At 71.8% G+C, this 20,857-nt stretch carries 16 protein-coding genes; 11 read left to right on the top strand and 5 right to left on the bottom strand.

Annotation, left to right across the window (positions count from 1 at the left end):
* The first annotated feature begins 76 nt into the window (after positions 1–76).
* From ACQF4J_RS11615 to ACQF4J_RS11585, 7 genes are all read left to right on the top strand, one after another.
* Positions 77–3,784: a nitrate reductase subunit alpha gene (locus ACQF4J_RS11615; protein ID WP_351803207.1), complete on the top strand. Its 3,708-nt coding sequence runs from the start codon at positions 77–79 to the stop codon at positions 3,782–3,784.
* A complete protein-coding gene (narH, locus tag ACQF4J_RS11610; RefSeq protein WP_427165574.1) occupies positions 3,784–5,457 on the top strand; it encodes a nitrate reductase subunit beta in 1,674 nt (557 codons plus the stop codon). Before ACQF4J_RS11615 ends, narH begins: the two co-directional genes overlap by 1 nt.
* Complete coding sequence (narJ, locus tag ACQF4J_RS11605) at positions 5,454–6,101, top strand: nitrate reductase molybdenum cofactor assembly chaperone (RefSeq protein WP_351567367.1); 648 nt, start codon at positions 5,454–5,456, stop codon at positions 6,099–6,101. Before narH ends, narJ begins: the two co-directional genes overlap by 4 nt.
* Positions 6,098–6,865 (top strand): respiratory nitrate reductase subunit gamma, encoded by a 768-nt coding sequence (gene narI, locus ACQF4J_RS11600; protein ID WP_351567370.1) that lies wholly within the window; start codon positions 6,098–6,100, stop codon positions 6,863–6,865. The genes narJ and narI overlap by 4 nt, the downstream gene beginning before the upstream one ends.
* 144 nt (positions 6,866–7,009) lie before the next feature.
* The gene (gene pcaC / locus ACQF4J_RS11595; protein WP_427165573.1) at positions 7,010–8,320 is read left to right on the top strand and encodes a 4-carboxymuconolactone decarboxylase; all 1,311 of its coding nucleotides are present in this window, start codon (positions 7,010–7,012) and stop codon (positions 8,318–8,320) included.
* A 49-nt stretch (positions 8,321–8,369) separates the two neighbouring features.
* Positions 8,370–9,005, top strand: coding sequence for an MBL fold metallo-hydrolase (locus ACQF4J_RS11590; RefSeq protein ID WP_351567376.1), 636 nt, complete (start codon positions 8,370–8,372; stop codon positions 9,003–9,005).
* Between the two features lie 53 nt (positions 9,006–9,058).
* Complete coding sequence (locus ACQF4J_RS11585; protein WP_351567379.1) at positions 9,059–9,838, top strand: exodeoxyribonuclease III; 780 nt, start codon at positions 9,059–9,061, stop codon at positions 9,836–9,838.
* A 4-nt stretch (positions 9,839–9,842) separates the two neighbouring features.
* Here ACQF4J_RS11585 and ACQF4J_RS11580 read toward each other — a convergent pair whose 3' ends face one another.
* Positions 9,843–11,603, bottom strand: coding sequence for an SGNH/GDSL hydrolase family protein (locus ACQF4J_RS11580; protein ID WP_427165572.1), 1,761 nt, complete (start codon positions 11,601–11,603; stop codon positions 9,843–9,845).
* 166 nt (positions 11,604–11,769) lie between these two features.
* Here ACQF4J_RS11580 and ACQF4J_RS11575 point away from each other — a divergent pair, with 166 nt between their 5' ends.
* Both ACQF4J_RS11575 and ACQF4J_RS11570 read left to right on the top strand, forming a co-directional pair.
* Positions 11,770–12,177 (top strand): DUF6278 family protein, encoded by a 408-nt coding sequence (locus ACQF4J_RS11575; RefSeq protein ID WP_351567383.1) that lies wholly within the window; start codon positions 11,770–11,772, stop codon positions 12,175–12,177.
* Between the two features lie 102 nt (positions 12,178–12,279).
* Entirely contained in the window at positions 12,280–12,450 is a 171-nt protein-coding gene (locus ACQF4J_RS11570) for a hypothetical protein (RefSeq protein ID WP_351567385.1), read from the top strand.
* 48 nt (positions 12,451–12,498) lie between these two features.
* Here the strand turns inward: ACQF4J_RS11570 and ACQF4J_RS11565 are convergent, their stop codons facing one another.
* Complete coding sequence (locus tag ACQF4J_RS11565) at positions 12,499–14,064, bottom strand: CocE/NonD family hydrolase (protein ID WP_427165571.1); 1,566 nt, start codon at positions 14,062–14,064, stop codon at positions 12,499–12,501.
* A gap of 115 nt (positions 14,065–14,179) precedes the next feature.
* A complete protein-coding gene (locus tag ACQF4J_RS11560; protein ID WP_351567391.1) occupies positions 14,180–14,944 on the bottom strand; it encodes a hypothetical protein in 765 nt (254 codons plus the stop codon).
* Between the two features lie 117 nt (positions 14,945–15,061).
* On the opposite strand from ACQF4J_RS11560, the gene ggt reads away from it, so the two are divergent.
* Positions 15,062–16,864 carry a gamma-glutamyltransferase gene (ggt, locus tag ACQF4J_RS11555; RefSeq protein WP_427165570.1) on the top strand — a complete coding sequence of 601 codons (1,803 nt, stop codon included), beginning with the start codon at positions 15,062–15,064 and terminating at the stop codon, positions 16,862–16,864.
* A 46-nt stretch (positions 16,865–16,910) separates the two neighbouring features.
* Here ggt and ACQF4J_RS11550 read toward each other — a convergent pair whose 3' ends face one another.
* Together ACQF4J_RS11550 and map are read right to left on the bottom strand one after the other, a co-directional pair.
* The gene (locus tag ACQF4J_RS11550; RefSeq protein WP_351803197.1) at positions 16,911–19,439 is read right to left on the bottom strand and encodes an ATP-dependent Clp protease ATP-binding subunit; all 2,529 of its coding nucleotides are present in this window, start codon (positions 19,437–19,439) and stop codon (positions 16,911–16,913) included.
* A 331-nt stretch (positions 19,440–19,770) separates the two neighbouring features.
* The gene (map, locus tag ACQF4J_RS11545; RefSeq protein WP_427165569.1) at positions 19,771–20,538 is read right to left on the bottom strand and encodes a type I methionyl aminopeptidase; all 768 of its coding nucleotides are present in this window, start codon (positions 20,536–20,538) and stop codon (positions 19,771–19,773) included.
* Between the two features lie 57 nt (positions 20,539–20,595).
* On the opposite strand from map, the gene ACQF4J_RS11540 reads away from it, so the two are divergent.
* Positions 20,596–20,847, top strand: a complete 252-nt coding sequence (locus tag ACQF4J_RS11540) for a helix-turn-helix domain-containing protein (RefSeq protein ID WP_351567402.1) — start codon at positions 20,596–20,598, stop codon at positions 20,845–20,847.
* Positions 20,848–20,857 lie beyond the last annotated feature (10 nt).

The raw sequence follows: 20,857 nt of genomic DNA, 5'->3' as shown, positions 1-20,857 counted from the left end.
GTCGGTCGTAGAGTCGTGAACGGCCGGACGCGATCACAACTCGAACGGGCCTGCACGCCCGGGGCGGAGTTGCACGGTGGGCACGGAAACCAGCCGGACACGGGCGGGCCTGGACGGCGAGCTGGCGGACGCCCTGGTGCGCTCACGCCGGTTCTTCACCCGGGCGGAGATCTCCGAGGACCTGCGCACCCTGCACCGCAGCGGCGGACGCCAGGCGGACGCGTTCTACCGGGACCGCTGGTCGCACGACAAGGTGGTGCGCTCCACGCACGGCGTGAACTGCACCGGCTCCTGCTCGTGGAAGGTGTACGTCAAGGACGGCATCATCACCTGGGAGGCGCAGCAGACCGACTACCCCTCGGTCGGCCCGGACCGCCCCGAGTACGAGCCCCGCGGCTGCCCGCGCGGGGCGGCGTTCTCCTGGTACACCTACTCGCCGACCCGGGTGCGCTACCCCTACGTGCGCGGCGTGCTGCTGCGGATGTACCGCGAGGCCAAGGCCCGCCTGGGCGATCCGGTGGCGGCCTGGGCGGACGTCGTCTCCGACCCCGAACGCGCCCGCCGCTACAAGCAGGCGCGCGGCAAGGGCGGCCTCGTCCGGGCGAGTTGGGACGAGGCGGTGGAGATGGTGGCCGCCGCGCACGTGCACACGATCAAGGAGTACGGCCCCGACCGGCTGGCCGGCTTCTCACCGATCCCGGCGATGTCGATGGTCTCCCACGCGGCCGGGGCACGGTTCTACTCGCTGCTGGGCGGGGTGATGCTGTCGTTCTACGACTGGTACGCCGACCTTCCGGTGGCCTCGCCGCAGGTCTTCGGCGACCAGACGGACGTACCGGAGTCGGGTGACTGGTGGGACGCCGGCTACCTGATCATGTGGGGCTCGAACCTGCCCGTCACCCGCACCCCGGACGCGCACTGGATGGCCGAGGCCCGTTACCGCGGTCAGAAGGTGGTGGCGGTCTCCCCGGACTACGCCGACAACGTCAAGTTCGCCGACGAGTGGCTCGCGGCCCGGCCCGGCACCGACGGGGCGCTGGCGATGGCGATGGGCCACGTCGTCCTCAAGGAGTTCTTCGTCGACCGGCCCACCCGGTATTTCACCGACTACGTCAAGCGGTACACGGACCTGCCCTTCCTGGTCACCCTCGAGGAGCGCGAGGACGGCTCGTACACACCGGGCAAGTTCCTGACCGCCGCCGACCTCGGCGGCGAGCACGCCGCGACGGAACACGCCGAGTTCCGCACGGTGCTGCTGGACGGCGCGACCGGGCGGCCCGTCGTGCCGAACGGCACCCTGGGCGACCGCTACGGCGAGACGGGCGCCGGCAACTGGAACCTCGACCTCGGTGGCGTCGACCCGCTGCTGTCCGCGGAGGGCGGCGGCGAGCACCCCGTGCCGCTGGAGCTGCCCCGCTTCGACACCGACGGCGGCGCGGACCGGCTGCTGCGCGGTGTGCCGGTGCGGCGGGTGGCCGGCCGCCTGGTGACCACCGTCTACGACCTGCTGCTCGCCCAGTACGGCGTGGCACGCGCCGGACTGCCCGGCCGCTGGCCCGACGGTTACGACGACGCGAGCGAGCCGTACACCCCCGCCTGGCAGGCCGCCGTCACCGGGGTGGACGCGGGCAAGGCGGCCCGGATCGCCCGGGAGTTCGCGGCCAACGCCGAGGAGTCCGGCGGCCGCTCCATGATCATCATGGGGGCGGGGACGAACCACTGGTTCCACTCCGACACCATCTACCGGGCGTTCCTGACGCTGACCACGCTGACCGGCTGCCAGGGCGTCAACGGCGGCGGCTGGGCCCACTACGTAGGCCAGGAGAAGGTCCGCCCGATCACCGGCTACTCGGCGATCGCGACCGCGGCCGACTGGAACCGCCCGGCCCGGCAGATGATCCAGACCGCCTACTGGTACCTGCACGCCGACCAGTTCCGCTACGACCCGTTCTCCGCCGACACCCTCGCGGCGCCCGGCTCCGCCGGCCCGTTCGCCGGCAGGACCACCGCCGATGTCGTCGCCGCCTCGGCTCGCATGGGCTGGATGCCGTCGTACCCGACCTTCGACCGCAACCCCCTCGACCTGGCCGACGAGGCCGAGGCGGCCGGGCGCACGGCCGCGGAGCACGTGGTGGCGGAGCTGAAGGCCGGCCGGCTGGGGTTCGCGGGCGAGGACCCGGACGCGCCCGAGAACTTCCCGCGGGTGCTCACCGTGTGGCGGGCCAACCTGCTCGGCTCCTCGGCGAAGGGCAACGAGTACTTCCTCAAGCACCTGCTGGGCACGGAGTCCTCGGTACGCGCCGCCGAGGCCCCGCCCGAGGCCCGCCCGAAGGACGTGGTGTGGCGCGAGGAGGCCCCGGCCGGAAAACTCGACCTGCTGCTGACCCTGGACTTCCGCATGACCAGCACGACCGTCTTCTCCGACGTCGTGCTGCCGGCCGCCACCTGGTACGAGAAGCACGACCTGTCCAGCACGGACATGCACCCCTTCGTGCACGCGTTCAACCCGGCCATCGCCCCGCCCTGGCAGACCCGCACCGACTGGGACGCTTTCCACACCCTGGCCCGCGAGTTCAGCCGCCAGGCCGCCGGGCACCTCGGCGTGCGCAAGGACGTGGTGGCTGCGCCGCTGCTGCACGACACCCCTGACGAACTGGCCAACCCGCACGGCCGGGTCCGCGACTGGAAGGCGGGCGAGTGCGAGCCCGAACCCGGTCGCACCATGCCCAGGCTCGTCACCGTCGAGCGGGACTACGGCGCGACCGCCGACAGGATGGGCGCCCTCGGCCCCCTGCTGGACTCCCTGGGCGCCACCACCAAGGGCGTCACCTTCCACCTGGACAAGGAGCTGCAATACCTGCGGCACAAGAACGGCGTCGTACGCGGCTCGGCGGCCGACGGCCGTCCCTCGCTCGCCCGGGACGTGGACGCCTGCGAGGCGATCCTCGCCCTGTCCGGAACCACCAACGGCCACCTGGCGACCCAGGGCTTCCACACCCTGGAGGCCCGCACCGGACGGCCGTTGGCCGACCTGGCCGCCGAGCACGAGGGCAAACAGATCACCTTCGCCGACACCCAGGCCGCCCCCGTCCCGGTCATCACCAGCCCCGAATGGTCCGGTTCGGAGACCGGCGGCCGCCGCTACTCCCCGTTCACCGTCAACGTCGAACGCCTCAAGCCCTGGCACACCCTCACCGGCCGCCAGCACTTCTACCTCGACCACGACTGGATCGCCGCCCTGGGCGAACAACTCCCTGTCTACCGGCCGCCGTTGGACATGCACGCGCTGTTCGGCGAACCAAGGGTGGGGGAGAACGGCGAACTCGGCCTGACCGTGCGCTACCTGACCCCGCACAACAAGTGGTCCATCCACTCCGAGTACCAGGACAACCTGTTCATGCTGTCCCTCTCGCGCGGCGGCCCGACGATCTGGATGAGCACCGAGGACGCCGCCAAAGTGGGCGTGCGGGACAACGACTGGGTCGAGGCGGTCAACCGCAACGGCGTCGTCGCCGCCCGCGCGGTCGTCTCGCACCGCATGCCCGAGGGCACCGTCTACATGCACCACGCCCAGGACCGCCTGATCGACGTGCCCCGCACCGAGACCACCGGCCGGCGCGGCGGCATCCACAACTCCCTGACCCGCCTGCTGATCAAACCCACCCATCTCATCGGCGGCTACGCCCAGTTGTCGTACGCCTTCAACTACCTCGGCCCCACCGGCAACCAGCGGGACGAGATCACCGTCATCCGCCGCCGCGAGAACCAGGAGGTGGAGTACTGATGCGCGTCATGGCCCAGATGGCGATGGTGATGAACCTCGACAAGTGCATCGGCTGCCACACCTGCTCGGTCACCTGCAAACAGGCGTGGACCAACCGCACGGGCGTCGAGTACGTGTGGTTCAACAACGTCGAGACCCGCCCCGGCCAGGGCTACCCCCGCCGCTACGAGGACCAGGACACCTGGAAGGGCGGCTGGGAACTCAACAAGAAGGGCAGGCTCGGGCTCAGGGCGGGCGGCCGGTTCAGGAAACTGATCCAGATCTTCTCCAACCCGGTGCTGCCCACCCTCGACGACTACTACGAGCCGTGGACCTACGACTACGAGACCCTGACCAACGCCCCGCTGCAGGAGCACACCCCGGTCGCCCGCCCCAAGTCCCTGATCTCCGGCAAGGACATGAAGATCGCCTGGTCGGCGAACTGGGACGACGACCTCGGCGGCTCCGCGGCGACGGGCGAGAAGGACGTGCTGCTGCGCGAGATCTCCGACAGGATCAAGCTGGAGTTCGAGCAGAGCTTCATGTTCTACCTGCCGCGCATCTGCGAGCACTGCCTCAATCCCTCGTGCGCCGCGTCCTGCCCCTCCGGCGCCATCTACAAGCGGACCGAGGACGGCATCGTCCTGGTCGACCAGGACCGCTGCCGGGGCTGGCGGATGTGCGTGACGGGATGCCCGTACAAGAAGGTGTACTTCAACCACCGCACCGGCAAGGCCGAGAAGTGCACCTTCTGCTTCCCGCGCGTCGAGGTCGGCCTGCCCACCGTCTGCTCCGAGACCTGCGTCGGCCGGCTGCGGTACATCGGACTCGTCCTCTACGACGCCGACAGGGTGCTCGAGGCCGCCTCCACACCCGACGAGCAGGACCTCTACCAGGCCCAGCGCGGCGTGCTCCTCGACCCCGCCGACCCGGACGTCGTCCGTGCGGCGGAGAAGGCCGGAATCCCCCGGGACTGGATCGAGGCCGCCCGGCGCTCCCCGGTCCACGCCCTGATCAACACCTACAAGGTCGCCCTGCCGCTGCACCCGGAGTACCGCACCCTGCCCATGGTCTGGTACATCCCGCCGCTGTCCCCGGTCGTCGACGCCGTCCGCGACACCGGCCACGACGCCGAGGACCACACGAACCTCTTCGCCGCCGTCGACGCCCTGCGCATCCCGGTGGACTACCTCGCCCGGCTCTTCACCGCCGGCGACCCCGGCCCGGTGGACGCGGTGCTGCGCCGCCTGGCCGCCATGCGCTCCTACATGCGCGACATCAACCTCGGCCGCGAACCGGACGCTGCCATCCCCGAGGCGGTCGGCATGGGCGAGGAGCAGATGTACGACATGTACCGGCTGCTGGCCCTCGCCAAGTACGACGAGCGCTACGTCATCCCCCCGGCCCACGCCGAACAGGCCCACCGGCTGGAGGAGTCGGCCACCGAGTGCAGCCTCGACTACGAGGGCGGCCCCGGCATGGGCGGCTCCGGCCCCTTCGGCGAGACCTCCGGAGGCGCAGCGCCGATCGCGGTGGAGAACTACCGGGCCCTGCGTGACCGGCAGACCGCGGAGACCCCCGCCGCCCCCGTCGACAAGGCCACCCGGGTCAACCTCCTCAACTGGGACGGCAGGGGCTCCCCACCCGGCCTGTTCCCACCCACCGGGGACGACGGGGAGGGCTCCGCGTCATGAGGCCCACCGCCACCGACTCCCGCAACGCCCTGGCCTGGCAGGCGCAGTCGCTACTGCTGGCCTATCCCGACGAGCAGCTCTCCGACCGCCTCAACCTGGCCCTCGGGGTCGCCGCCTCCCAGCCCGGACCGGTCGCACGTCCCCTCGGGCGCTTCGCCGAGCACGCCGGCCGCACCCCGCTGCCGGAGCTGGCCGCCGACTACGTCGCCACCTTCGACCACCGCAGACGCTGCTGCCTCTTCCTGACGTACTACGCGCACGGTGACACCAGGAAACGCGGCATCGCCCTGCTGCGTCTGAAGCAGACCTATGCCGGGGCCGGGTGGCGGCTCACCGAGGACGAACTGCCCGACCACCTGGCCGTCGTCCTCGAGTTCGCCGCCGCCGAGCCCGCCCTCGGAACCCGGCTGCTCACCGATCACCGCGCGGGCCTGGAGCTGCTGCGGCTCGCCCTGCGCGACGCCGCCTCGCCCTGGGCGCACGTCCTGGACTCGGTGTCCGCCACCCTGCCGGCGCTGCGTGGCGACGAACGGGAAGCCGTCATGCGCCTCGCCGCGCAGGGGCCGCCCGAGGAACAGGTCGGCCTCGACCCGTACGCGCCCCCGCAGTTCCTGCCCGACCCCACGGTGAGGGGTACCCGATGACCACGCCCGAACAGTCCCTCACGCTCGCGGCCGGCCCCGGCACCGGCGCCGTCCTGCTGTGGGTCGCCCTGCCCTACGTGGCCCTCGCCGTGTTCGTCCTCGGCCACGTCTGGCGCTACCGCTACGACAAGTTCGGCTGGACCACCCGCTCCTCCCAGCTGTACGAGCGGCGCCTGCTGCGCATCGGCAGCCCGCTGTTCCACTTCGGCATCCTCGTCGTGCTGCTGGGCCACATCGGCGGCCTGGTCGTCCCCAAGAGCTGGACGGAGGCGGCGGGCATCGGCGAGGACGCCTACCACGCCTCGGCCGTCGTACTGGGCACGATCGCGGGTGTGTGCACGCTCGGCGGACTGGCGATCCTCGTCTACCGCCGCCGTACCGTCGGCCCCGTCTTCTCCGCCACCACCCGCAACGACAAGGCCATGTACGTCCTGCTGACCGCGACCATCGCGCTCGGCCTGTCGGCCACCGTGGCCGCGAACCTCGTCGGCGGCGGGTACGACTACCGCGAGACCATCTCCCTCTGGTTCCGCGGCGTCTTCTCCCTCCGGCCCGACCCGGACCGGATGACCGGCGCCCCCGTCCTGTTCCAGCTGCACGCCGTCAGCGCCATGCTCCTCTTCGCCGCCTGGCCCTTCACCCGCCTCGTGCACATGCTCACCGCGCCGCTCGGCTACCTCACCCGCCCCTACATCGTCTACCGCAGCCGCGACGACCGGCTCGGCGCCCGCGCGCCACGCCGCGGCTGGGAACGCGTCGGGTGACCGCCTCGCCCGAGTGTGGCGGCAGCGGCGGAGATCATCCGGCGCCCGGAGCGCCATGCCACTCCCGAGGCCTTCACCCGATCCCACCCGCATCCTCACGACCTGCGTCATAGGGGCACAGTGAGATGTGGCAGCGTGAGCCGGGTGAGTGAGAGTTCGTCCAACACCCTGCAATACCGCTTCGACGGGCCGGAAGACGCCCCCGTCCTGATCCTCGGTCCCTCCCTGGGCACCACCTGGCACATGTGGGACCGCCAGGTGCCGGAGCTGACCAGGCAGTGGCGTGTCTTCCGCTTCGACCTGCCGGGACACGGCGGCGCGCCCGCCTACCCGGCCGGGTCGGTCACCGAGCTCACCGAGCGGCTGCTGGCCACCCTCGACCGGCTCGGCGTGCGGCGCTTCGGCTACGCGGGCTGCGCGCTCGGCGCCGGACTCGGCCTGGAGCTCGCCCTGCGCCACCCGGAGCGGCTCGCCTCGCTCGCGGTGATCGCCGCCTCGCCGCGCTTCGGCACGGCGGACGAGTTCCGCCAGCGCGGGGTGATCGTGCGCACCAACGGGCTCGACCCCATCGCCCGTACCTCCCCCGACCGCTGGTTCACCACCGGGTTCGCGGCGACGCAGCCCGCGATCACCGACTGGGCCGTGCAGATGGTGCGCACCACGGACCCCGGCTGCTACATCGCCGCCTGCGAGGCGCTGGCCGCGTTCGACGTGCGGGCCGAGCTGGGCCGGGTGGGGGTGCCGACCCTCGTCCTCGTCGGCTCCGACGACCAGGTGACCGGACCCGCCGAGGCCCGCACCCTGGTCGCGGGCATCCCGGACGCCCGCCTCGCCGTCGTCCCGGGCGCCTCCCACCTGGTGCCGGTCGAGCAGCCCGCCGCCGTCACCGACCTGCTGGTCCGGCACTTCTCCACCGCCTGGCAGCCCGGCTACGTCGAGTCCTCCACCGGCCAGATCGCGATCCCGGCGGCCCCCGTCAAGCCCGCCATCGCGGCCCAGCCGCAGCCCCGGCAGCCCGTGCCCATCGCCGAGATCGCACCGCCCGCCGCCATCCCCTCGCAGGGGACCGGGCACACCGACCTGTACGACACCGGCATCAAGGTCCGCCGCGAGGTGCTCGGCGACGCGCACGTCGACCGGACGCTGGCCGACACCGACGCGTTCTCCGGGGACTTCCAGGAACTCCTCACCAGATACGCGTGGGGCGAGATATGGAACCGGCCCGGCCTCGACCGGCGCTCGCGCAGCTGTGTCACCCTCACCGCCCTCGTCGCCGGCGGCCACCTCGACGACCTCGCCACCCACACCCGGGCCGCCCTGCGCAACGGCCTCACCCCGGTCGAGATCAAGGAGGTGCTGCTGCAGGCGGCCGTCTACTGCGGCATACCGGCGGCGAACAGCGCCTTCAAGGTGGCGCAGCAGGTCATCCGGGAGGAGACCACACCCGAGGAGTGACCCCCGGGCCGGGTGGGCCGGCGGGCGGGCACGGCGGCAGGATGGACCCATGAAGCTCACCAAGAAGTCGCACTCGTGCGTGCGCCTCGAGAAGGACGGGCGCACGCTCGTCCTCGACCCCGGGGGATTCAGCGAGGAGGACGCCGCGCTCGGCGCGGACGCGATCCTCGTCACGCACGAGCACCCCGACCACTTCGACGAGGGGCGGCTGCGGGCGGCCATGGAGGCCGACCCGGCCACCGAGATCTGGACCCTGGCCTCCGTCGCCGGGCAGATCTCGGCCGCCTTCCCCGGCCGCGTGCACACCGTCGGCCACGGCGACACCTTCACCGCCGCAGGCTTCGACGTCCAGGTCCACGGCGAGCTGCACGCGGTGATCCACCCGGACATCCCGCGCATCACCAACGTCGGCTACCTGATCGACGGCGGCAGGGTCTTCCACCCCGGTGACGCCCTCACCGTCCCCGACCACCCCGTCGAGACGCTGATGCTCCCCGTGATGGCCCCCTGGAACAAGATCTCCGAGGTCATCGACTACGTCCGCGAGGTCCGCCCGCAGCGCGCCTACGACATCCACGACGCCCTGCTCACCGACCTCGCCCGCCCGATCTACGACCGCCAGATCGGGGCCCTGGGCGGCTCGGAGCACCTGCGGCTGACACCGGGCGGCTCGGCGGAGGTCTGAGCCCGGACGGCGGGCGGGAGGCGTTGTCAGTGCCTGCCGGTAGGTTGTGGGGCATGCGCATCGCGACCTGGAACGTGAACTCGATCACCGCCCGCCTGCCGCGGCTCCTGGCCTGGCTGGAGAGCAGCGGCACCGACGTGCTCTGCCTGCAGGAGGCCAAGCTGGCCGAGGAGCAGTTCCCGTTCGACCAGCTGCGCGAGCTGGGCTACGAGGCGGCGGTGCACGCGACCGGCAGGTGGAACGGCGTGGCGGTGCTCTCCCGCGTCGGCCTCGAGGACGTGGTCAAGGGCCTGCCCGGCGACCCCGGTTACGACGGCTCCACGGAGCCCCGCGCGATCTCGGCGACCTGCGGCAAGGTCCGCGTCTGGTCGGTGTACGTGCCCAACGGCCGCGAGGTGGACCACCCGCACTACGCCTACAAGCTCCAGTGGTTCGAGGCCCTGAAGGCCGCCGTCGCCGGTGACGCGGCCGGCAGCCGCCCCTTCGCGGTCCTCGGCGACTACAACGTCGCGCCGACGGACGACGACGTCTACGACGTGGCCGCCTTCGAGGGCCTCACCCATGTCACCCCGGCCGAGCGCGCCGCCCTCGCCGCCCTGCGCGAGGCGGGCCTGTCGGACGTGGTCCCGCGCCCCCTGAAGTACGACCACCCCTTCACGTACTGGGACTACCGCCAGCTCTGCTTCCCCAAGAACCGCGGCATGCGCATCGACCTGGTGTACGGCAACGAACCGTTCGCGAAGGCGGTCTCGGACGCGTACGTGGACCGGGAGGAGCGCAAGGGCAAGGGCGCCTCGGACCACGCGCCGGTGGTCGTGGACCTGGACGTCTGACGCCTCACAGCAGCCTGAGGTCCACCGACCGCGCGAGGGCCGCCAGCCCCGCGTCGCCCGGGTGCAGATGGTCCCCGCTGTCGTACACGGGCAGCATCCGCGCCGGACGGGCGGGGTCGCGGACCACGGCGTCGAAGTCGAGGACGCCGTCGAACGCGTCCGTGGCCCGGATGAACTCGTTGACCGCGACCCGCTCGGCGTCCACGGCGGGGGTGCACCGGGCCTCCCCCTCGCACGGCACGACGGTCGCCACCAGCATCCGCAGCCCCCGCGCGTGCCCCCGGCCGGCGAGCTCGCGCAGCCCGGCGATCACCTGCCGTGCCGTCGTGCCCCTCCGCACGTCGTTGACGCCCTCGAAGACGACCGCCGTGCGCGTCGAGGTCCGGGCGAGGACGTCGCGGTCGAAGCGGTGCAACGCGCTCACGCCGCCGGTGTCCGTGGACACGCCGTCCCCGGGATATCCGTCGGTCACCACCCGGTTCCCGGAGACGCCCAGGTTGAGCACTCCGTAGCGGGGGACCTGGTCCTGCTCGTGCAGCCGGTCGGCCAGCACGTCGGGCCAGCGCCGGTTCGCGTCCCGCGTCGATCCGGTGCCGTCGGTGATCGAGTCCCCGATCACCGCCACCGACCCCGGCCCACCGGCGACGTCCACGCCGGTCAGCAGCGGCCAGCTGGTCAGCGTCGTGGTGAACGCCGCCGCGGAAACCTCCGCGGTGTGGTCGCCCGGCGCGCTCACGTACGACCGCTGCACCGCGACCCGGTGCACGGGCGCGGCCGTCACCGAGTCCGGCAGGTGGAAGCTCACCAGCAGGTCGGTGTCCTCCGGCACGGCGAAGGACAGCGGATCGCTGAACGCCTGCGCCCCCGCGGGGATCTCGGTCCCCGCCGCTCCCCGGAAGGACAGCGGCACCGGCACGTCCAGTGCCGCCGCCCCGGCCGCCTGCACGGCCACTGTCGCGCTGCCGATCCGCACGGGCGCCGCCGCGAAGGTGTTGTCGAACCGCAGTCGCACCCTCGGACCTCCGGCCGAGGTGTGGACCACCAGCCGCAGCGTCCGGTCGCTCCACGGCCCCACGGCCGGATACCCGGACGTCGCCGCCGCCCAGCTCCCCGTCCAGCCCGCCCCGGACGCCCGGACCGCCAGCGCGAAGACGTGCAGGCCGGTCGCCCGCGGCAGCCGTACCGAGTCGACCGTGCGCCCGCCCACCAGCGGTACCGTCACGACGTACAGCCGGGCCCGCTCGGTGAGCCGGCCGCCGGGGGTGTTGACGTGGGGGAGCGCCATCGCCTTCGTGGCGAGCGGCCCGGTGCGCCAGTCGGGAGCCGTCAGCACGTACGAGGAGCGGGTGCCGTTCGTGTACGACACCGAGCCCGCGCCGCCCGGATCGCCCCCGCCGGTGCCCGTGACCAGGAAGGCGAGCGCGTCGCCGCGCCCGCGCACCCGCACGGACTGTCCGTCGGCCCGCACGTTGTCCGGCTCGCCCGGTTGCCGGTCCGGCCAGGACAGCCGGGCGCCCTGCACGGTCAGCGCACGGCCCGGCGTCCATCCCGCGGCTGCCAGGTCGCCCGCCGACAGGGAGTCACCGAAGCCGTCGAGGTCCGCAGCGGCGGGCCGGGCGTCGTCGCTGACGGCCCTGTTGTCGAAGAGCCGCTCCAGCGGCAGCGGCTTCGCCGGGCGCCCGGAGACGGCCCCGGCCGGGACGGCCGGCACCAGGGCGGCGCAGAGGACAAGGGCGATCGTGCGGCCCCGGACCCGTCGGCTCACGCTCCGACTCCTCCCGCTCACCGGTGGGACGAAAGACGCAGGGTGAAGCTAGAGAGACGCGAGGGGTCCGTCAACGAGGCGTGCACGGACTCGGCGCGAAATCACCCCGAAGTGACCATCCGCGCGCCTGTGGTGCGCACGCCGGTGCGAGTGACACGCTGGGCGTATGAAGATCCCTTTTCTGGGCCACCGGCACGAGGAGTACGGCGCCCTCGATCCCGAAGGCATCGCGGAACTCCTCGCCGAGTGTGAGCTGCTTCGGTCGCTGGCGTCCCGCGAGGGCGTACAACTCGACGACTCCGCGGCGTCGTTGGAGGCCCTGGACCAGGTCGTGCCGCGCTGGCGGGACGACGAGGAGGTGCTGCCCTGGCTCGGCAACGACGCGGGGCTGTACCTCGGCACGGTCATCGTGCGTACGGTGCCCGGCGCCGCCTGGGAGATCCGTTCCGACGGCCAGCCCGTCGTCCTGCTCGAATCCGGCCGGGAGTTCGACGTCGTGGAATCCGGCCAGGAGTGGGCGGCCAGCGGCGCCCCCGAGCTGTCGCAGCTGTACGCCGAGGTCGCCGAGTCGTAAATACGGCTAATGCCCGAAAAGTGCGTGTCGTACATCAACTGGACGCCGGGCCTGGATAGTTTGCGGCATCCACGACACAGCTGAGAGTGAGTAGGGCTGCGTATGGCCGTCGATCGGTTGATCGAGCTGCGTGACGTCGAAAAGAACTACGGTGAGGGGGAGGTGCTCGGGGTCCCGGCGCGGTCTGCCGGCGACCGCGCACCGGACGAGTTCTTCACGGGACCGCGCGGCAGGCGCGCCAGAGACTTCCTGTCGAAGATCCTCCAGCACTGAACCGCGCGAAAACCGACAGAGCCGAACCCGCCCGGCGGCGGCCGGAGATCACTGCTCGCGCAGCGGAATCGACACGTACGACGGGTCGTCCGCCGGCGAGGAGAAGGTCAGCTGTGCGCCGGACGGGTTGTGCTCGATGTAGAGCGGGTCGACCGTGTCGACGACCAGGGCCAGCCGGTGCCCCGCCGGTACGTCGTAGGCCGTGGAGAACAGTTCCAGGTCGACGCCGAACGGCTCACCGGGCGTGCGGCCGTGGAAGGTGTACGGCGCGTTGCTGACCAGCTTGCCGAGGCCGAGCGGCCCCACGTCGTAGAGGTAGGCGACAAGGGTGCCGCTCTCCTTGGTCGGGGTGAGCGTGGTGTGCAGCTTCGCGGTGCCGCGCACCTGGCGGGCCGTGGCGTACTTCTCCGACTGCCATACGGCCGCCCAGCGCCGGGGGAGCAGGGGGATGGCGGCGACCGGGGGCATCTGGGCCACCTGGTCGAGGATGCTGGACAGGAAGACGATCCCGCCGTCCGCTCCGGAGTCGACGTTGGTGTGGATCGTGGTGGTGCCGCCCAGGGCGATCCTGCTCCGGGTCGCGCCCACCGACTTCCAGTCCGGGTATCCCTCGTAGCCGCCGGTGGAGCGGGGCTTGAGCTGGATCGGCTCCTCGCGGTCGATGCCGTTGTCGGTGCCCTTGAGGTAGTGGTCGAACCAGCGCTCGGTGTCCGTCCAGACGTCGTTGGGCAGTCCGAACAGGCCGGTCAGCTCGGCGGTCGCGTGGTCGCCGGGGCGGAGCTCCATTCTCTTGGGGACGGTCAGCTTCTCGTAGAAGTCGGCGTACTGGTTGACGGGGAAGACCGTGTCGCCCCAGGCGTTGGCCATCAGGACGGCGGCGCCGTTCTTGTTCAGCTGGTCCACATAAGTGGCGGCCGAACGTTTCTTCCCCCAGTCGATGAGGTCCTGTTCCTTGGCGAGGTTGGAAGCGTAGAAGTCGTCGAAGACCTGCCGGACCTCGGGGTCCTGCCGGCCGGTGACCACGCTCACGCCGTCCAGCAGGGCCGCCGCCTGGACGTGCTCGGTGCGGCCGGAGTAGATCGAGCCGATCAGGTCGGCCCAGCCGCTCAGCGAGGCGACCGCCTTGATCCGCTTGTCGTGCGCGGCGGCGAGCAGGCTGATCCCGGCGCCGTAGGAGACCCCGCCCATGCCGATGTGGGCCGCGTCGGCCGGCGTGTTGGCGAGCGCCCAGTCGATGACCTTGGAGGCGTCGGCCGTGTCCTGCGGTCCGGCCACCTCCACCTGACCGCCCGACTGCCAGAAGCCGCGCACGTTGTAACCGACCACGATGTAGCCGGAGTCGGCGAGTTTCTGGGCCTGGACGAGGTACTCGGCCTGGGGGAAGCCCCAGCTCGTGGGGAGCACGATCAGCGGGTAGCGACGCGTGCCGTCGGCGCCCGCGGGCATGGTGACGTTCGCCTTCAGCACCGTGCCGCCGTCGCCGGTGATGTCGACGAAGCGGACGGCGTTCGTCGCCTGGGCAGCGGGGGCGAGCCCGAGGACGCCACCGGCGATCAACGACGCCGAGACGGCGCCCACGGCGGTCGTGCGCAGGGCCCTGCGATGGTGTCCCACGGGTCACTCCTCACTTGGTCAGAGCAAAGTGACCAGACGGTAACCGCACCTCTTTACCGGAAGTAACCCGTCGGTAAGTTACGTGCCAGTAACGATTGTTGGGGTGTGAATCAATTCAGGACGAGCGGTGGGAGTTGCGTGGAGCCGGCGTCGTCGTCGCGGCCGGGGCCGGCGGGGGAGTCTGCGCCGCCCGCGTCACGTCGGCGACCAGTTCCACGACATCGGGGCCGTACGCCTGGGAGTTGACGACCTTGAGCAGGAGTACGAAGGACTTGTTGCCGTACTTGCGCGCCAACTGCTCGTGATGGCGGGCGAGATAGCGCGTCGCGGCCTGGTTGGTGATCGCGCGCTGGCCGCAGAAGAGGAACACCGGGCGGGACTGTCCCGTGGTGATCCGGGCCAGCAGGACGAACTCGGTGATGCCGGGCTCCATCCGGTAGCGCTCGGTTCCGATCTGGAACGCGCCCCGGTCCGGGCCCGGTTCGGGATCGATGTTCACGCGCACCCCTGGCAGCATGGCCGACATGTGGGCGAGCATCCGCCGGTTCGACCCCGGCCCGCCCACGCAGAACTCGGTCCGCTCGCCGAAGCCCTGCTGCGCCGCGTCCTGAGTGACGACCTGCGCGTTCGCCCCGCAGTCCTTGATGAGCGCGGACAGCTCCAGCAGGGCGAAGACGTCGTAGCGGTGCACCGCCAGATCCGGGCTGCCCGCGTCCCGGTTCACCACCAGCAGCGTCTCGGAGTTGTCCGGCAGCCCGAAGAACGCCTGTTTGCGGCGGAGTCTGCGCTTCCACAGGTAGGTGCGGGCGAGCCAGCCGAGCGCGGCACTGATGCCCGCCGCGATCACTCCCAGGACGATGTTGCGTACGTCGTCATTCATGGGCGCGCATGCTAGCGGGCCCACGCAAACCCGTGTTCGAGGCATGCTCCCGCGCCTTCCTGACGTGGCCATGAGGATGACATAGGCTGCCCGGACGGCCCTTCACTGGAGGTACGGATGCGTCGCCCTGTCGCGAGAAAACTGTCGGTCCTGGCGATCTCGGCCGCCGTGGTGTCGGTGGGGGCGGCGGCGCCACCCGCCGACGCGACGAGGGGAACCCCCGCGAAGGTCCCGGTCGCCGTCGGCTACGGGGGAGCCGTCGCGAGCGTCGACGCGGACGCCTCCGCGGCCGGCATCGAGGTCCTCAGGAAGGGCGGCAACGCGGTCGACGCGGCCGTCGCCACGGCCGCCGCGCTCGGCGTCACCGAGCCCTACTCCTCCGGCATCGGAGGCGGCGGCTACTTCGTCTACTACGACGCCAAACACCGTACGGTGCATACGATCGACGGCCGCGAGACCGCGCCACTGACCGCCGACTCCGACCTGTTCGTCGAGAACGGCAAGCCGCTCGCCTTCGCCGACGCCGTCAGCAGCGGCCTGAGCGTCGGCACACCTGGCACGCCCGCCACCTGGCAGACGGTGCTGGAGAAGTGGGGCAGCAGAGGACTCGGCACGGTGCTCAGGCCCGCCGAGCGGATCGCCCGCGACGGGTTCGTCGTCGACGACACCTTCCGCTCCCAGACCGCCGCGAACGAGACCCGCTTCCGGTACTTCCCGGACACGGCGAAGCTGTTCCTGCCGGGCGGCGCGCTGCCGGTGGTCGGCTCCACCTTCAAGAATCCCGAACTCGCGCAGACATACTGGGAGTTGGGCAGAAAGGGCGCCGGGTCGATCTACCACGGCGACCTCGGGCGGGAGATCGTGAACACGGTCGAGAAGCCCCCGGTGGACCCGGCGTCGGGATGGAACGCGCGACCGGGCAAGCTCACCGAGAAGGACCTCGCGGCCTACGGCGCCAAGCTCCAGGCGCCCACCGAGACGGCGTACCGCGGCCTGAAGGTGTACTCGATCGCCCCCTCCTCCTCGGGCGGCACCACGGTCGGCGAAGCCCTCAACATCCTGGAGAACACGGACCTTTCGAAGGCCAGTGAGGCGCAGTACCTGCACCACTACATCGAGGCGAGCCGGATCGCGTTCGCCGACCGTGGGCGCTGGGTCGGCGACCCCGCCTTCGAGGACGTACCGACGAAGGAACTGCTGTCGCAGAAGTACGCCGACTCGCGGGCGTGCCTCATCAAGGACGACGCGGTGCTGACCAGTCCGGTGGCACCGGGCGACCCCCGGCATCCCGCGGCGTGCGGCTCCGGCGGCACGGCGGCTCCGACGACGTACGAGGGCGAGAACACCACCCATCTGACGGTGGCCGACAAGTGGGGCAACGTGGTGTCCTACACGCTGACCATCGAGCAGACCGGCGGCAGCGCCATCACCGTGCCCGGGCGCGGCTTTCTGCTCAACAACGAGCTGACGGACTTCTCCTTCGCCCCGGCCAATCCCGCCGTGCACGACCCGAACCTGCCCGGCCCCGGGAAGCGTCCGCGCTCGTCCATCTCACCGACGATCGTCCTGGACCGGCACAACAGGCCCGTGGTGGCCGTGGGTTCGCCGGGCGGGGCGACCATCATCACCACGGTGCTGCAGGTGCTGACCGAATTCCTCGACCGCCGTCTGCCGTTGGTCGACGCGATCGCCGCGCCGCGGGCAAGCCAGCGCAACGCCGCCAAGACCGAGCTCGAACCCGGCCTCTACAACAGCGACCTGAGGACCCGGCTGGAGGCCATCGGCCACACGTTCTCGCTGAACCCCGAGATCGGGGCCGCCACCGGTGTCCAGCGGCTGCCGGGCGGCAAGTGGCTGGCCGCCGCCGAGACCGTACGACGCGGCGGAGGGTCGGCCCAGGTGGTGGACCCGGCCCGGTAGATCACGACTACGAGGCGCGGGGGCCGCTCGCGCAGTCCCCGCGCTCTCAGGCCGCCTGCCCGGGGCGGAACTCCAGGCCGCCGTCGGCCACGTCCACCGTCACCCGGCCGCCCTTCTTGACCGTGCCGTCGAGCAGGAGCCGGGAGAGCCGGTTGTCCACCTCGCGCTGGATCGTGCGGCGCAGCGGGCGGGCGCCGTACTCCGGCTGGTAGCCGCGCTCCGCAAGCCAGTCCACCGCCGCGTCCGTGATGTCGACCGTGATGTCCTGCGCCTGCATCAGGCGGCGGGTCCGCTCCAGCAACAGATCGGTGATGCGCCGGAGCTGATCGCCCGTCAGCTGGCGGAAGACGACGATCTCGTCGATCCGGTTGAGGAACTCGGGGCGGAAGTGCTCGCGCAGCGGACGCAGGATCTGCTCGCGCCGGGCCTCCTCGTCGGCGTCAGCGCCGCCCGCCCCGAAGCCGATGCCCGCGCCACGCCGGGTGATGGCCTCGGAGCCGAGGTTGCTGGTCATCACGATGACCGTGTTGGTGAAGTCGACCGTGCGGCCCTGGGAGTCGGTCAGGCGGCCGTCGTCGAGCACCTGCAGCAGGATGTTGAAGACGTCCGGGTGCGCCTTCTCCACCTCGTCCAGGAGCAGCAGCGAGTACGGGTGCCGGCGGACCACCTCGGTGAGCTGGCCGGCCTCCTCGTGGCCGACGTAACCGGGCGGGGCGCCGACCAGACGGCTGACGGTGTGGCGCTCCTGGTACTCGCTCATGTCGAGGCGGACCATGCGCTCCTCGCTGCCGAACAGGGCCTCGGCGAGCGCGCGGGCCAGTTCCGTCTTGCCCACGCCGGTCGGCCCGAGGAAGAGGAAGCTGCCGATCGGACGGTCGGGGCTGGCAAGCCCGGCGCGGGAGCGCATGACCGCCTCGGCGACCACGGCGACCGCCTCGTCCTGGCCGACGACCCGCTCGTGCAGGTGCCCCTCCAGGCCGAGCAGCTTCTCCTTCTCCTCCTGGGTGAGGCTGGCGACCGGGATGCCCGTCTGCCGGGACACCACCTCCGCGATCGCCTCGGCGGTCACCTCCAGCTGGCCCTCGTCGGCCTCGTCACTGCCCGAGGTGTCGGTGATCCGCTGCTTCAGCTCCGCGATACGGTCCCGCAGCTGGGTCGCCCGCTCGTACTGCTCGTCGGCGACCGCCTGGTCCTTGTCGCAGGTCAGCTGCTCGATCTCGCGCTCCAGGGTCCGTACGTCCGTGCCCTTCGTGCGGGCGCGCAGCCGTACCCTGGCGCCCGCCTGGTCGATCAGGTCGATGGCCTTGTCGGGCAGGCGGCGGTCGGAGAGGTAGCGGTCGGACAGCTCGACGGCGGCGACCAGGGCCTCGTCGGTGTAGCGGACCTGGTGGTGGGCCTCGTAGCGGTCGCGCAGACCGCGCAGGATCTCGAGCGCGTCCGGGACGGAGGGCTCGGGCACCAGGATGGGCTGGAAGCGGCGGGCCAGGGCCGCGTCCTTCTCGATGCGGCGGAACTCCTCCAGCGTCGTCGCCCCGACGATGTGCAGCTCACCCCGGGCCAGCGCCGGCTTGAGGATGTTGCCCGCGTCCATCGAACCGCCCTCGCCACCACCGCCCGCGCCGACGACGGTGTGCAACTCGTCGATGAAAATGATCAGTTGGTCGGAATGGGCGCGGATCTCGCCGACGATGTTGTTGAGCCGTTCCTCGAAGTCGCCCCGGTACCGGGTGCCCGCGACGACACCGGTCAGGTCCAGGGCGACCACCCGACGGCCGATCAGCACGTCCGGGACGTCCCCGTCCGCGATCCGCTGGGCGAGCCCCTCCACGATGGCGGTCTTGCCGACGCCCGCGTCCCCGATGAGCACCGGGTTGTTCTTGCCGCGCCGGGAGAGCACCTCGATGGTCTGCTCGATCTCGTCGTCCCGGCCGATCACCGGGTCGATACGGCCCTGCCGGGCCAGGTCGGTCAGGTCGCGGCCGTACTTGTCGAGGGTGGGCGTGCCCGTCGAGCGCGGCCGTTCGGGGCGGGGCTGGGCCGTGTCCGGCTGCTCGGGCGGCAGCCCGGACGGGGCGAAGCGGGCCGAGTTGAGGATGTGCCCGGCGGCCGAGTCGGGGTTGGCCGCGAGCGCGCTGAGGACGTGCTCGGGGCCGATGTAACCGGCGCCGCTCGCCCGCGCCAGGTCGTGCGCGTCCAGCAGGGCGCGCTTGACGGCCGGGGTCAGGGACAGCGAGGTGGGCGCGGGCGCCTCCTCGGGGGTGTGCTGGACGGGGCCGGAGCGTTCGTCGATCTCCGACGCCAGCGAGTCGGGGTCCGCGCCGGCCCGGCTGAGCAGACTCCGGGTCGGCTCGGCGGTCAGCGCGGCCCGCAGCAGATGCTGGGTGTCCAGGTCCCGGCTGCCGTGCTCGGCCGCGTACTGGGCGGCGCCGCGGACCAGCTCCCGGGCCGGCTGACTGAGCAGGCGGCCTATGTCGATCTGCCGGGGGCCCTGTCGGGGCCCGCCGAAGAAGCGGGCGAAGAATTCCTGGAAGGGGTCCGATCCGAAGTCGCCGGGACCGGGGAAACCGCTGGTCATGAGCGTTCGTTCCGTTCCGGCGTCCCGGCGCCTGGCGGGACGCGCTCGCTGATCGACGTGCCGGTCCACGCGGGTGCCCCTGCAGGGCCCGGTTACACCACCTTGGCACGGCCCCCGGACGGGGGCACGTCCAGCGGGCCGATGGGGGGCCGAGGGGGGGCGCTCGGTGGTCCCCCCTCGGGCACGTCCAGCGGGCCGGTGGGGGCCGAGGGGGGCCGCTCGGTGGTCCCCCGGTGGTCGTTCGGCGGTCCTTCGGTGCTCCTTGGGTGGTCGTCCTTGGGTGGTCCTTGCCCAAGGTGCGCGGTTCACCGCGCACTCGCGGGCGCGGGCCTCACCGCTCGCTGAGAATCCGCGGCCCGGCGTCGGTGATCGCCACCGTGTGTTCCACGTGGGCCGCGCGGGAGCCGTCGTTCGTGCGCAGGGTCCAGCCGTCCGGGGCCTCGTGGTAGCCGTCCCGGCCGCTCGCGATCAGCATCGGCTCGATCGCGAGGGCCATGCCGTGGCGCAGCGGGAAACCGCGGCCCGGGCGGCCCTCGTTGGGCACCGAGGGGTCCTCGTGCATCCGGCGGCCGATGCCGTGGCCGCCGAAACCCTGCGGGATGCCGTATCCGGCGTCCCGGCACACCGTGCCGATCGCGTGCGCGATGTCGCCGGTGCGGTTGCCGACCACCGCCGCCTCGATGCCGGCCGCCAGCGCCCGCTCCGCCGTCTCGATCAGTCGTACGTCGGCCGGGCGCGGCTCGCCCACGACGAAACTGATCGCCGAGTCGCTCGCCCATCCGTCCAGTTCGGCCCCGCAGTCGATGGACACGAGGTCGCCGTCGCGCAGCCGGTAGCCGGTCGGGATGCCGTGCACGATCGCGTCGTTCACCGAGGCGCAGATGACGGCCGGGAAGGGGACCGGGGCGAAGGAGGGGCGGTAGCCGAGGAAGGGGGAGGAGGCACCGGCCTCCCGCAGCACCCCGCGGGCCACCTCGTCCAGCTCCAGCAGGGTAACGCCCACGTCCGCGGCCTGCCGTACGGCCGTCAGGGTCCGGCCGAGCACCTGGCCCGCCGCGTACATGGCGTCGATCGATGTGTCTGTTTTCAGCTCCACCATGCCAATTACTATACCGGCTTATTCGACCGGATTGAAATGCGGGATTAGAATGACGGCATGGTGCGCACCCCTCTCACCCCCGAAGAGCGCGAACGCGGCGAGCGTCTTGGGCGGTTGCTCCGCGAGGCCCGCGGCGGGCGGAGCATGACGGACGTCGCCGCGGCGGCGGGGATCTCCGCGGAGACCCTGCGCAAGATCGAGACGGGCCGGGCGCCGACGCCGGCGTTCTTCACCGTCGCCGCGCTCGTCCGGACGCTCGGTCTGTCGATGGACGACCTCGTGGAACAGTGCGCTCTGCTGCCCGCGTGACGCTCATCGG

This window comes from Streptomyces sp. C1-1, assembly GCF_050214755.1.
Lineage (GTDB): Bacteria > Actinomycetota > Actinomycetes > Streptomycetales > Streptomycetaceae > Streptomyces.
Note: the sequence above shows the minus strand (reverse complement) of the source record. Positions and strands in the feature narration are given on the sequence as shown.

Excerpts from the sequence above, each read along its gene's own strand:
- narH (WP_427165574.1), top strand. The coding sequence starts at position 3,784 with ATGCGCGTCATGGCCCAGATGGCGATGGTGATGAACCTCGACAAGTGC.
- narJ (WP_351567367.1), top strand. The coding sequence starts at position 5,454 with ATGAGGCCCACCGCCACCGACTCCCGCAACGCCCTGGCCTGGCAGGCG.
- narI (WP_351567370.1), top strand. The coding sequence starts at position 6,098 with ATGACCACGCCCGAACAGTCCCTCACGCTCGCGGCCGGCCCCGGCACC.
- ACQF4J_RS11590 (WP_351567376.1), top strand. The coding sequence starts at position 8,370 with ATGAAGCTCACCAAGAAGTCGCACTCGTGCGTGCGCCTCGAGAAGGAC.
- ACQF4J_RS11585 (WP_351567379.1), top strand. The coding sequence starts at position 9,059 with ATGCGCATCGCGACCTGGAACGTGAACTCGATCACCGCCCGCCTGCCG.
- ACQF4J_RS11575 (WP_351567383.1), top strand. The coding sequence starts at position 11,770 with ATGAAGATCCCTTTTCTGGGCCACCGGCACGAGGAGTACGGCGCCCTC.
- ACQF4J_RS11570 (WP_351567385.1), top strand. The coding sequence starts at position 12,280 with ATGGCCGTCGATCGGTTGATCGAGCTGCGTGACGTCGAAAAGAACTAC.
- ACQF4J_RS11560 (WP_351567391.1), bottom strand. The coding sequence starts at position 14,944 with ATGAATGACGACGTACGCAACATCGTCCTGGGAGTGATCGCGGCGGGC.
- ggt (WP_427165570.1), top strand. The coding sequence starts at position 15,062 with ATGCGTCGCCCTGTCGCGAGAAAACTGTCGGTCCTGGCGATCTCGGCC.
- ACQF4J_RS11550 (WP_351803197.1), bottom strand. The coding sequence starts at position 19,439 with ATGACCAGCGGTTTCCCCGGTCCCGGCGACTTCGGATCGGACCCCTTC.
- map (WP_427165569.1), bottom strand. The coding sequence starts at position 20,538 with ATGGTGGAGCTGAAAACAGACACATCGATCGACGCCATGTACGCGGCG.
- ACQF4J_RS11540 (WP_351567402.1), top strand. The coding sequence starts at position 20,596 with ATGGTGCGCACCCCTCTCACCCCCGAAGAGCGCGAACGCGGCGAGCGT.